Genomic DNA, 11,586 nt, shown 5'->3' on the forward strand with positions numbered 1-11,586 from the left:
GAACCTATCCACGATCTGCTGCGCGTCGGCTCTGCTGCGTTAAAAACAGGCTCAGACTGCTCATGTGCTGGGGCACACTTCGCCTCCTCGCCTGATTTTTGCCTGGCACAGCTCTAGCTCGCGAAATCGTGCACAGGTTCTATAACCTGTCACACTGGCCCGCCCGTGCGGGCTCTGGAGTCTGCCGTGAGCGTTACCCCCGCCAATCGTCTGTTCCCTGCCACTCGCCTGCGGCGTAATCGCCGCGACGATTTCTCCCGCCGTCTGGTGCGCGAAAATCGCCTGAGCGTCGATGACCTGATTCTGCCGGTGTTCGTCCTCGACGGCGAAAACCGTCGCGAAGCCGTGCCGTCGATGCCGGGCGTCGAGCGCCTGTCCATCGACCTGCTGCTCAAGGAAGCCGAGCATTGGGTCGAGCTGGGCATTCCGGCGCTGGCGCTGTTTCCGGTCACGCCGCTGGAGAAGAAGTCGCTCGACGGTGCCGAGGCCTGGAACCCGGACGGCATCGCCCAGCGCGCGATTCGTGCCCTGCGTGCGAAATTCCCCGAACTGGGCGTGATCAGCGATGTGGCGCTCGACCCCTTCACCACTCATGGTCAGGACGGCATTCTCGACGAGTCCGGCTACGTGCAGAACGACATTACCGTCGATGCCCTGGTCAAGCAGGCGCTGTCGCATGCCGAGGCCGGTGCCCAGGTGGTGGCACCGTCGGACATGATGGACGGCCGCGTGCAGGCGATCCGCGAGGCGCTGGAACTGGCTGACCACGTCAATGTGCGCATCATGGCCTACTCGGCCAAGTACGCCAGCGCCTATTACGGCCCGTTCCGTGACGCCGTGGGCTCGGCCGCCAATCTCGGCAAGGGCAACAAGCTCGGCTACCAGATGGACCCGGCCAACGGCAACGAGGCGCTGCATGAAGTGGCCGCCGATCTGGCCGAAGGTGCCGACATGGTCATGGTCAAACCCGGCATGCCCTACCTGGACATCCTCTGGCGGGTGAAGGATGCCTACAAGGTGCCGACCTTCGTCTACCAGGTCAGCGGCGAGTACGCCATGCACATGGCGGCGATCCAGAACGGCTGGCTCAGTGAGGCGGTCATACTGGAATCACTCACCGCCTTCAAACGTGCCGGTGCCGATGGCATCCTCACCTATTTCGCCGTACGGGCGGCTGAACTGCTAAAACAAGGGCGATGACGCCCTCAGGAACCCAGCGATGAACAGCGAAGGACTCAACAGCGAAGTGCTCGACAACAACCCGCCTCAGGTCGAGGTGGTCGCCGAGACGCCCGTGGTGGAAACCCCGCCGCCGGCTCCGATTCCCAGCCTGGATGACAGCAGCCTGTACATCCACCGTGAACTGTCGCAGCTGCAGTTCAATATCCGGGTGCTGGAGCAGGCGCTGGACGAGTCCTATCCGTTGCTCGAGCGCCTGAAGTTCCTGCTGATCTTCTCCAGCAACCTCGACGAGTTCTTCGAGATTCGCGTCGCCGGCCTGAAGAAGCAGATCAACTTCGCCCGCGAACAGGCCGGCGCCGATGGCCTGCAGCCGCACCAGGCGCTGGCGCGAATCAGCGAACTGGTGCACGAGCAGGTCGACCGCCAGTACGCGATCCTCAACGACACCCTGTTCCCGGCGCTGGCCAAGCACAACATCAACTTCATCCGCCGCCGCTACTGGACCACCAAGCTCAAGGCCTGGGTGCGTCGCTATTTCCGCGACGAGATCGCGCCGATCATCACCCCCATCGGCCTCGACCCGACGCACCCTTTCCCGTTGCTGGTGAACAAGAGCCTGAACTTCATCGTCGAGCTGGAAGGCGTCGATGCCTTCGGTCGCGATTCCGGTCTGGCCATTATCCCGGCGCCGCGCCTGCTGCCGCGCATCATCAAGGTGCCGGAAGACGTTGGCGGCCCTGGCGACAACTACGTGTTCCTGTCGTCGATGATCCATGCCCACGCCGATGATCTGTTCCAGGGCATGAAGGTCAAGGGTTGCTACCAGTTCCGCCTGACCCGTAACGCCGACCTGTCGGTGGACACCGAGGACGTCGAGGACCTGGCGCGTGCCCTGCGTGGCGAGCTGTTCAGTCGTCGTTATGGCGATGCGGTGCGCCTGGAAGTGGTCGACACCTGCCCGAAACACTTGCGCGATTATCTGCTCAAGCAATTCGGCCTGACCGAGGGCGAGCTTTACCAGGTCAACGGCCCGGTCAACCTGACCCGCCTGTTCAGCATCACTGGCCTGGATAACCACTCGGACCTGCAGTACGCGCCGTTCACCCCGGTGATCCCCAAGCTGCTGCAGAACGCCGAGAACATCTTCAGCGTGGTGAGCAAGCAGGACATCCTCCTGCTGCATCCCTTCGAGTCCTTCACCCCGGTAGTGGACCTGCTGCGCCAGGCGGCGAAGGACCCGCACGTGCTGGCGATCAAGCAGACCCTGTATCGTTCTGGCGCCAACTCGGAGATCGTCGACGCCCTGGTGGAAGCAGCGCGTAACGGCAAGGAAGTCACCGCAGTGATCGAGTTGCGTGCGCGTTTCGACGAAGAATCCAACCTGGCCCTCGCCAGCCGCCTGCAGGCTGCCGGTGCAGTGGTGATTTACGGTGTGGTCGGCTTCAAGACCCACGCCAAGATGATGCTGATTCTGCGTCGCGAGAATGGCGAAATCGTTCGCTATGCCCACCTTGGTACCGGCAACTACCACGCCGGCAATGCCAAGCTGTATACCGACTACAGCCTGCTCACCGCCGACGTCGCGCTTGGTGAGGACGTGTCCAAGCTGTTCAGCCAGTTGATCGGCATGGGCAAGACCCTGCGCATGAAGAAGCTGCTGCATGCGCCCTTCACCCTGAAGAAGACCCTGCTCGACCTGATCGCCAGGGAAACTGCGGCCGCGGCTGAGGGCAAGCCGGCGCAGATCATCGCCAAGTTCAACTCGCTGACCGATCCGAAGATCATCCGTGCGCTGTACAAGGCCAGCCAGACCGGGGTGAAGATCGACCTGGTAGTGCGTGGCATGTGCTGCCTGCGACCGGGTATTGCCGGGGTGTCGCACAATATCCATGTGCGCTCGATCATCGGCCGCTTCCTCGAACACACGCGGGTGTTCTACTTCCTCAATGGCGGTGACGAACAGATCTACCTGTCCAGTGCCGACTGGATGGAACGCAACCTCGACAAGCGTGTCGAGACCTGCTTCCCGGTCGAGGGCAAGAAGCTCATCACCCGGGTGAAGAAGGAGCTTGAAAGCTACCTGACCGATAACACCCAGGCTTGGGTGTTGCAGTCCGATGGCCGCTACCTGCGCCAGCAGCCCACCGGCAACCAGAATCCACGCAGCGCTCAGTCCGGGCTGCTGGAGAAGCTGACCGCGCCGGTGATCATCGCGCGATAAAAAACGGCTGCGTGCAGCCATCTGATGACCCTCTCCCGCTTGCGGGAGAGGGTGCCCGAAGGGCGGGAGAGGGCTTCGAGGGTCGCGTGCCGTAGCTCTGCGACGCACTTCCTGCGCCGATGAGTGCCTGATCGCTGGCGATCAGGCCGGGGCGCGGAGAGGGTGCCCGAAGGGGGGGATAGGGGGCTTTTGAGTCCTGGCGGGTTTCACCCGCCCTACAGGTCGAGCCGCGCCCGTAGGGTGCGCCATGCGCACCGGGGTATCAGCGCACGCTCAACGTCAGATCGATACGCTTGAGCCATTCAGCTTCAGCTTCGAAGTCCGCCAGGGTCAGCGGGTTGGCGGCCAGCCAGCCTTCGGGGAAGACGATTTCCAGGCTGTTCTCTCCAACCTTGAACTGCACCTCGGGCATGCTCTGCGTGCCGCGAATATGGTGGAAGAGGATGGCGAAGCGCAGCAGCACGCACAGGCGCATCAGCTTCACGCCTTCCTCGCCGAAGTCGGCGAACTTGTCCCTGGGAATGTTGCGGCGGTGGCCGCGTACCAGCAAGGCGAGCATCTGCTGGTCCTGACGCGAGAAGCCGGCCAGGTCGGAGTGCTCGATCAAGTAGGCGCCGTGCTTGTGGTACTGGTAGTGGGCGATATCCAGGCCCACTTCATGCACCTTGGCACCCCAACTCAGCAGTTCGCGATGCCAGTCGTCGGTCAGGCCCCAATCGGCGGACACCTTGTCCAGCGCCGACAGTGCCTTGGCCTCGACCCGCACGGCCTGGTCGACATCGACGTGGTAGCGCTCCATGAAAGCCGCCAGCGTGCGTTCGCGCACGTCCTCGTGCTGGTGGCGGCCGAGCAGGTCATACAGCACGCCTTCGCGCAAGGCGCCTTCGGAGTGGCTCATGCGCTGAATCTCGCAGGCGTCGAAGATCGCTTCGAGAATCGCCAGGCCAGCGGGGAAGATGCCACGGCGGTCCGGCTTGATGCCGTCGAGGTCGATCTTGTCCACCTCGCCGAGCTTGAACAGTTTGCGCTTGAGCCAGGCCAGACCCTCGACCGTGATTTCGCCATTGCTCAGACCCGCAGCCTTGGTCGTCAGGCCGATGGCCTTGATGGTGCCGGATGCACCGACGGCATCTTCCCAGCCGAGGCGGCGCAGGCCCTGTTCGATACCCATCAGTTCCAGACGAGCGGCGGTGTAGGCCTGGGCGTAGCGCGCCGGGGTGATCTTGCCGTCCTTGAAGTAACGCTGGGTGAAGCTCACGCAGCCCATCTGCAGGCTCTCGCGCAGCAGCGGCTCGAAGCGCTGGCCGATGATGAACTCGGTGCTGCCGCCGCCGATGTCGGCGACCAGGCGTTTGCCTGGGGTGTCAGCGATGCTGTGGGAAACGCCCAGGTAGATCAGGCGTGCTTCCTCGCGGCCGGAAATTACCTCGACCTGATGGTTGAGAATTTCCTCGGCGCGGCGAATGAATACGGCGCGGTTGCGCGCTTCACGCAGGGCATTGGTGCCGACGATACGGACGGCGCCTTCCGGCAGCGTGGTGGTGAACTGGGCGAAGCGGCGCAGGCAGTCGAGCCCGCGCTGCATCGCTTCCTCGCTCAGCTGACGCTCGTCGTCCAGGCCGGCGGCCAGCTGCACCTTGTCGCCGAGGCGCTCGAGGATGCGAATTTCGTGATTGTCGGCCTTGGCCAGCACCATATGAAAGCTGTTCGAACCCAGGTCGATGGCAGCGATCAGGGGGAAACTTTCGGCAGGGGCTTTGGGCATGATTACGGCATCTCGTTCGATTTCCGCGCCATCGTGCCACGACTGAGCGCATGAGCCAACGCATACGGATGTCGCATGAAACTGGTCTAGACCTGTGATTGCTGCAGGTTCAGCACGCTCAGTGGCTGTTTCAACACCTGCTCGTCGCAGTTGTGACCCTCGCCGCCGCGGTCCACCACGATGAATCGGCCGGGGTGCTGCAGACAAAGCAGTGGGTGATGCCAGGTGCCGCGGGCGTAGTTCACACCCTGGTCTGGCGCGCTGACGAAGGCGCGGATCTGCGACTCGTCCAGCTCGCCGGGCGGGGCGACGACGATCAGCATGCGCCCGCCATCCACCGGATAAAAGGCCTGGCTGCCCAGCGGGTGGCGTTCGAGCATGCGGATGGCGATGGGCGCGTGCCAGGCCTTGCCCTCGAAGATATTCACCAGGGTTCTTGGTGATTCGCCGGCCAGCTCCACCTGCGCCAGGTCGTGGTAGCGCGTGGTGGTGCCGGCGTTGATCGGGAAGGCTTTGGCGCCGGCTGTTTCGATCACGTCACCGAAAGGCGCGAAGGCTGCGCGGGTCAGCGGCTCGATGCGCAGCGCCAGGGGCGCTGGCGCGTTCACAGTTTCACCGAGCCGATGAAGTTGCGCAGCTCTTCGGTCTGCGGGGCGGCGAACAGGGCTTTCGGGGCCCCGATCTCGTGCACCTTGCCGTGATGCATGAACACCAGCTTGTTACCCACTTCGCGGGCAAAGCGCATCTCGTGGGTGACCATGATCAGGGTCATGCCCTCGCTGGCCAGTTGCTTGACCACCGCCAGCACCTCGTTGACCAACTCGGGGTCGAGCGCCGAGGTTATCTCGTCACACAGCAGCACCTTGGGCGACATGGCCAGGGCCCGGGCTATGGCTACCCGTTGCTGCTGGCCGCCGGAGAGGCGTTCGGGGTAGGCGTCGAACTTCTCCGCCAGGCCGACGCGTTCGAGCATCTGCCGGGCGATCTTCTCGGCTTCAGCGCGCGAGGTCTTCTTCACCACCTGCGGTGCCAGCATGACGTTCTCGCCGACGGTCAGGTGCGGGAACAGGTTGAACTGCTGGAACACCATGCCGACCTTCTGCCGCAGGCTGCGCAGGTCGGCGCGGGCAGCGTCGATATACTCGCCATCGACTTCGATCACGCCGTCGTTGATCGACTCCAGGCCATTGAGCGTGCGCAGGAAGGTGCTCTTGCCCGAGCCGCTGCGACCACTTCGCCTTCTTCGACCTTGAGGTCGATGCCCTTGAGCACGTGGTTGTCGCCGTAATACTTGTGCAGGGCGGTGACGTTAAGCAGTGACATTCAGCCTCCTTTCCAGGCGGTATGCAGCGAGCGAGAGCGGGTAGCAAAGCAGGAAGTAACCGAGGGCGACGAAGCCGTAGACCATGAAGGGCTCGAAGGTGGCGTTGGCCAGCATGCTGCCGGTCTTGGTCAGCTCGGTGAAACCGATGATCGAAGTCACCGCAGTGCCCTTGACCACCTGTACCGAGAAGCCGACGGTGGGTGCCACGGCGATACGCAGGGCCTGCGGCAGCACCACATGGCGCAGTGTTTCCAGGCGGCTCATGGCCAGGCTTTCGGCGGCCTCCCATTGGCCGCGGGTGATCGACTCGACGCAGCCGCGCCAGATCTCGGCGAGAAAAGCGCTGGTGAACAGCGTCAGTGCGGTGGCTGCCGCCAGCCAGGGCGACACGTCGATGCCGAGCAGGGCGATACCGAAGAACACCAGGAACAACTGCATCAGCAGCGGCGTGCCCTGGAACAGTTCGATGTAACCACGGGCAAGGATGCGCGGTGCAGAAAGCGGCGACAGCCGGGCCAGCAGTACCAGCAGGCCGGCGATACCGCCGCAGACGAAGGCCACCAGCGAAAGCAGCAGCGTCCATTGCAGGCCGGTGAGCAGGTTGCGCAGGATGTCCCAGAGGGTGAAGTCCATCAGCGCTCTCCCATGATGAAGCGGCGGCCGAACCAGGCCAGCAGTTGGCGAATCAGGATGGCCATGAGCAGGTACAGCGCGGTGGTCAGCAGGTAGGTTTCGAAGGCGCGGAAGTTGCGCGACTGGATGAAGTTGGCAGCGAACGACAGCTCCTCGGTGGAGATCTGCGAGCACACTGCCGAGCCCAGCATGACGATGATGATCTGGCTCGACAGCGCCGGCCACACCTTGCCCAGCGCCGGGCGCAGCACCACATGACGGAACGTCTCGAAGCGGCTCATGGCCAGTGCGCCGGCGGCTTCGAGCTGGCCATGCGGGATGGCCTGGATACCGGCGCGGATGATCTCCGTGGAGTAGGCTCCGAGGTTGATCACCATCGCCAGAATGGCGGCCTCCCACTCGCTCAGGCGTACGCCGAGCGAGGGCAGGCCGAAGAAGATGAAGAACAGCTGGACGATGAACGGCGTGTTGCGGATCAGTTCCACGTAGACGCCGAAAATCCGGTCGAACGGGCGGATGCGCCAGGCGCGCAGTATCGCCCCGACGATGCCGAGACCGACCCCCAGCAGGGTGCCGATCGCCGTCAGGCCGAGGGTGAAGACCGCGCCCTGCAGCAGCAGATCGCTGTGCTGCAGGACGGCGGCGAAGTCGAACTGGTACGCCATGGCTCAGCTCTCCGGGCTCAGAGGCCGGCCGGCAGCGGTTGCTTCAGCCACTTCTGGCTGAGCGTATCGAGGCTGCCATCGGCCTTGGCGGCGGTGATGATGGTGTTGACCTTGTCCAGCAGCGCGCTCTGGTTCTTGTTCACGCCGACGTACACCGGCGAATCCTTGAGCTTGAGCTTCATGCTCGGCACGCGCTTGGGGTTGCGCTCGGAGATGGCCACCATCACCACGTTGCCGCTGGCGATCAGCTCCACCTGGCCGGAGAGGTAGGCTGCGATGGTCGAGTTGTTGTCCTCGAAGCGCTTGATGGTGGCGCCTTTCGGGGCGACGTTGCTCAGCTCGATGTCCTCGATGGAGCCCCGGGTGACGCTGATGGTCTTGCCGGCCAGGTCGTCGAGGCTGGCGATGGCGGCGTCTTCCGGGCCGAACACGCCGAGGTAGAAGGGTGCATAGGCGGCTGAGAAGTCGATCACCGCTTCACGCTCTGGGTTCTTGCCGAGGCTGGAGATCACCAGATCGACCTTGCCGGTGGTGAGGAAGGGGATACGGTTGGTGCTGTTGACCGGGGTCAGCTCCAGTTTCACCGCCAGCTTGTCGGCCAGCAGTTGCGCGGTATCGATATCCAGCCCGCGCGGTTTCATGTCCGGGCCGACCGAGCCGAACGGCGGGAAATCCTGCGGCACGGCGACCTTCAGCACGCCGGCCTTGCTGATGTCCTCGAGTGCATCGGCGTGAGCGGTGCTGGCGCCGAAGGCCAGGGCAGCGAACAGGGTACCCAGCAGGGTGCGGTGAAATTTGCGCATGTCGAACTCCCGATGAATGAACGAAAACTGAAGCGTTTTGCCTGGCTCGTGCAGTGCATCGGCTGTGCCAAGTTCAATGAAATAAGGGCTTTCATCGTTACAGGCGAGTGGAAACAAGGTCTTACTGGTCTGAACAGTTGGCGTAGCTGACCAATTGGTCAGAAGCATTTCTGGGCTATCTCGGTGCGTACGCCTGGTGGCCTGTTCCACAAAGGGGCGTCGCTTGCCTGGAGCAGTGTTCTGGCCGTACAAAGGCGACTTCACTGGACTGACCGGCCCGAACAGTCATGAATGCTTCTGCTCCCCGCGCGGTACCCGAATATGCCCTGCAGGCGATCCGCCGCCTGATCGAGGAAGAGGGCTATCGCCCCGGCGATGCGCTGCCGTCGCAGCGCGATCTGGCCGAGCGCCTGGGCGTGAGCCGGGCATCCTTGCGTGAGGCGCTGTCCTCGCTCAGCGCGCTGGGCCTGGTCAGCGTGCAGGCTGGCAAGGGTGTGTTCGTTCAGGAGGCAAGCAGGGGCGAGGCATCCGGTGGATTTGTCTGGCCTTTCGCCGCGCAGGTGTCGGCGGCCGATACCTTCCAGCTGCGCTTCGCGCTGGAGGGCTTTGCCTGTGGCCTGGCGGCCGGCGTGATGACCGCCGGGGAGCTGGATATCCTCGAAGACAACGTCGAGCAGATGCGCCGTGAGTTGCGCGCGGGTGACTTCGAGCAGGCGACGCGGCTGGATTTCGAGTTCCACCAGCGCATCCTCGCCGCCAGTGGCAACCAGGCGATGTTTGCCCTGGTCACCTCCAGCGCCGATATCTTTCTGGAGAGCCAGAAGCTGCCGTTCATCCGTCCGGAGCGAGCGATGGAGACCTGGCAGGAGCACCGCAAGATCCTCAAGACCCTGGCGCGGCATGCCGCTGGCCCGGCGCAAAAGGCCATGCAGCAGCACATCCGCGCCGCCGCGCTGCGCACCGGCATTGCCTTCACCACGCTGGGCGATTGAGGCGTACATGCAGCGCTATTGAAAGGCTCAATCGTCAGTGCCTTTCGGTGTCACTCAAGCCGGGCTATGATGGCGCCACTTTTTTGCTTCCGAATCACGGAGACTCCTCATGAGCGAATTCATCACCAACGTCAGCGACGCCAGCTTCGACCAGGACGTCATCCAGGCTGAAGGTCCGGTTCTGGTCGACTATTGGGCTGAGTGGTGCGGCCCGTGCAAGATGATTGCACCGGTGCTCGACGAGATCGCCAAGGAATACCAGGGCAAGCTGAAGATCTGCAAACTGAACATCGACGAGAACCAGGAAACCCCGCCGAAGTACGGCGTGCGTGGTATCCCGACCCTGATGCTGTTCAAGAACGGCAACGTCGAAGCAACCAAGGTCGGCGCGCTGTCCAAGTCGCAGCTGGCTGCGTTTCTCGACAGCAACATTTAAGAAGTAGGGTGGGCTTTAGCCCACCAAGCTGGTTGCAGTTGGCGTGGCGGTGGGCTGAAGCCCACCCTACCGCTCTGCAAGAGGCCCCGCAATTTGCGGGGTTTTTCGTTTTCGGGGCTAGACGCTGTTTTTTCACGGTGTTAAATTCGACCCCGCTGCATCCTCCATGCAGCTCTCTGCACGCCGTCGCCGATTCATTCCTATACGAACTCGTTCGCGATCCTGTCGCCTTCTCTGCGGCGCGGCCTCTCAAGCTAACAGCTTTCTTCTCCTCTCGATGATCACGTCATTCCTATGAATCTGACCGAACTCAAGCAAAAGCCGATTGCCGAACTGCTGGACATGGCCGAACAGATGGGCCTGGAAAACATGGCTCGTTCGCGCAAGCAGGACATCATCTTCGCCCTGCTGAAAAAGCATGCCAAAAGCGGCGAGGAAATTTCCGGTGACGGCGTGCTGGAGATCCTCCAGGACGGTTTCGGCTTCCTGCGTAGCGCTGACTCCTCCTACCTGGCCGGCCCGGACGATATCTACGTCTCGCCCAGCCAGATCCGCCGTTTCAACCTGCGTACCGGTGACACCATCGTCGGCAAGATCCGTCCGCCGAAGGAAGGCGAGCGTTACTTCGCCCTGCTCAAGGTCGACAGCATCAATTTCGACCGTCCGGAAAACGCCAAGAACAAGATCCTGTTCGAAAACCTGACGCCGCTGTTCCCCAACAAGCGCCTGACCATGGAAGCCGGTAACGGCTCCACCGAGGACATCACCGGCCGTGTGATCGACCTCTGCGCGCCGATTGGCAAGGGCCAGCGTGGCCTGATCGTCGCCCCGCCGAAAGCGGGCAAGACCATCATGCTGCAGAACATCGCCTCGAACATCACCCGCAACAACCCCGAGTGCCACCTGATCGTTCTGCTGATCGACGAGCGCCCGGAAGAAGTGACCGAAATGCAGCGCACCGTGCGCGGCGAAGTGGTTGCCTCGACCTTCGACGAGCCGCCGACCCGTCACGTACAGGTTGCCGAAATGGTGATCGAGAAGGCCAAGCGCCTGGTCGAGCACAAGAAGGATGTGGTCATCCTGCTCGACTCCATCACCCGTCTGGCGCGTGCCTACAACACCGTGATCCCGAGCTCCGGCAAGGTACTCACCGGTGGTGTCGACGCCCACGCTCTGGAGAAGCCCAAGCGCTTCTTCGGCGCTGCCCGTAACATCGAAGAAGGCGGCTCGCTGACCATCATCGCTACTGCGCTGGTGGAAACCGGCTCGAAGATGGACGAAGTGATCTACGAGGAATTCAAGGGCACCGGCAACATGGAGCTGATCCTCGATCGCCGTGTTTCCGAGAAACGCGTGTTCCCGGCGATCAACATCAACAAGTCGGGCACCCGCCGCGAAGAACTGCTGACCGGTGAAGAAGAGCTGTCGCGCATGTGGATTCTGCGCAAACTGCTGCACCCGATGGATGAGATTGCGGCCATCGAGTTCCTCATCGACAAGCTGAAAGCGACCAAGACGAACGATGAGTTCTTTCTGTCGATGAAGCGCAAGTAAGAGGATCTACT

10 protein-coding genes and 1 pseudogene are annotated in these 11,586 nt (G+C 62.8%); 5 read left to right on the forward strand and 6 right to left on the reverse strand.

Annotated features, from left to right (window positions below; all coding sequences use genetic code 11):
* Positions 1-186 precede the first annotated feature (186 nt).
* Together hemB and ppk1 are read left to right on the forward strand one after the other, a co-directional pair.
* Complete coding sequence (hemB, locus tag INS93_RS16725) at positions 187-1,200, forward strand: porphobilinogen synthase (RefSeq protein ID WP_192984010.1); 1,014 nt, start codon at positions 187-189, stop codon at positions 1,198-1,200.
* A 19-nt stretch (positions 1,201-1,219) separates the two neighbouring features.
* On the forward strand, positions 1,220-3,403 hold the full coding sequence (gene ppk1, locus INS93_RS16730) for a polyphosphate kinase 1 (RefSeq protein ID WP_192984013.1): 2,184 nt from the start codon (positions 1,220-1,222) through the stop codon (positions 3,401-3,403).
* A 262-nt stretch (positions 3,404-3,665) separates the two neighbouring features.
* On the opposite strand, the gene ppx is transcribed toward ppk1, so the two are convergent.
* The 6 genes and pseudogenes from ppx to INS93_RS16760 form a co-directional block, all read right to left on the reverse strand.
* The gene (ppx, locus tag INS93_RS16735; protein ID WP_192984015.1) at positions 3,666-5,168 is read right to left on the reverse strand and encodes an exopolyphosphatase; all 1,503 of its coding nucleotides are present in this window, start codon (positions 5,166-5,168) and stop codon (positions 3,666-3,668) included.
* An 86-nt stretch (positions 5,169-5,254) separates the two neighbouring features.
* The gene (locus INS93_RS16740) at positions 5,255-5,776 is read right to left on the reverse strand and encodes an ureidoglycolate lyase (RefSeq protein WP_192984018.1); all 522 of its coding nucleotides are present in this window, start codon (positions 5,774-5,776) and stop codon (positions 5,255-5,257) included.
* Positions 5,773-6,491 (reverse strand): annotated as a pseudogene (locus INS93_RS16745) (amino acid ABC transporter ATP-binding protein). The gene INS93_RS16740 and the pseudogene INS93_RS16745 overlap by 4 nt, the downstream one beginning before the upstream one ends.
* Positions 6,478-7,128, reverse strand: a complete 651-nt coding sequence (locus INS93_RS16750; protein ID WP_178094578.1) for an amino acid ABC transporter permease — start codon at positions 7,126-7,128, stop codon at positions 6,478-6,480. Before INS93_RS16750 ends, INS93_RS16745 begins: the two are co-directional and overlap by 14 nt.
* Positions 7,125-7,790, reverse strand: coding sequence for an amino acid ABC transporter permease (locus INS93_RS16755; RefSeq protein ID WP_192984021.1), 666 nt, complete (start codon positions 7,788-7,790; stop codon positions 7,125-7,127). Before INS93_RS16755 ends, INS93_RS16750 begins: the two co-directional genes overlap by 4 nt.
* A gap of 17 nt (positions 7,791-7,807) precedes the next feature.
* The gene (locus INS93_RS16760; RefSeq protein WP_192984024.1) at positions 7,808-8,593 is read right to left on the reverse strand and encodes a transporter substrate-binding domain-containing protein; all 786 of its coding nucleotides are present in this window, start codon (positions 8,591-8,593) and stop codon (positions 7,808-7,810) included.
* 287 nt (positions 8,594-8,880) lie between these two features.
* Between INS93_RS16760 and INS93_RS16765 the strand changes: the two genes are divergently transcribed.
* The 3 genes from INS93_RS16765 (at position 8,881) to rho (ending at position 11,575) form a co-directional block, all read left to right on the forward strand.
* Complete coding sequence (locus INS93_RS16765) at positions 8,881-9,585, forward strand: FadR/GntR family transcriptional regulator (protein ID WP_192984027.1); 705 nt, start codon at positions 8,881-8,883, stop codon at positions 9,583-9,585.
* A 109-nt stretch (positions 9,586-9,694) separates the two neighbouring features.
* Positions 9,695-10,021 carry a thioredoxin TrxA gene (trxA, locus tag INS93_RS16770; protein WP_003458627.1) on the forward strand — a complete coding sequence of 109 codons (327 nt, stop codon included), beginning with the start codon at positions 9,695-9,697 and terminating at the stop codon, positions 10,019-10,021.
* A gap of 294 nt (positions 10,022-10,315) precedes the next feature.
* On the forward strand, positions 10,316-11,575 hold the full coding sequence (gene rho, locus INS93_RS16775; RefSeq protein ID WP_003458629.1) for a transcription termination factor Rho: 1,260 nt from the start codon (positions 10,316-10,318) through the stop codon (positions 11,573-11,575).
* Positions 11,576-11,586 lie beyond the last annotated feature (11 nt).

The sequence above is a fragment of the Pseudomonas sp. EggHat1 genome, from assembly GCF_014892995.1.
GTDB lineage: Bacteria > Pseudomonadota > Gammaproteobacteria > Pseudomonadales > Pseudomonadaceae > Aquipseudomonas > Aquipseudomonas chaetocerotis.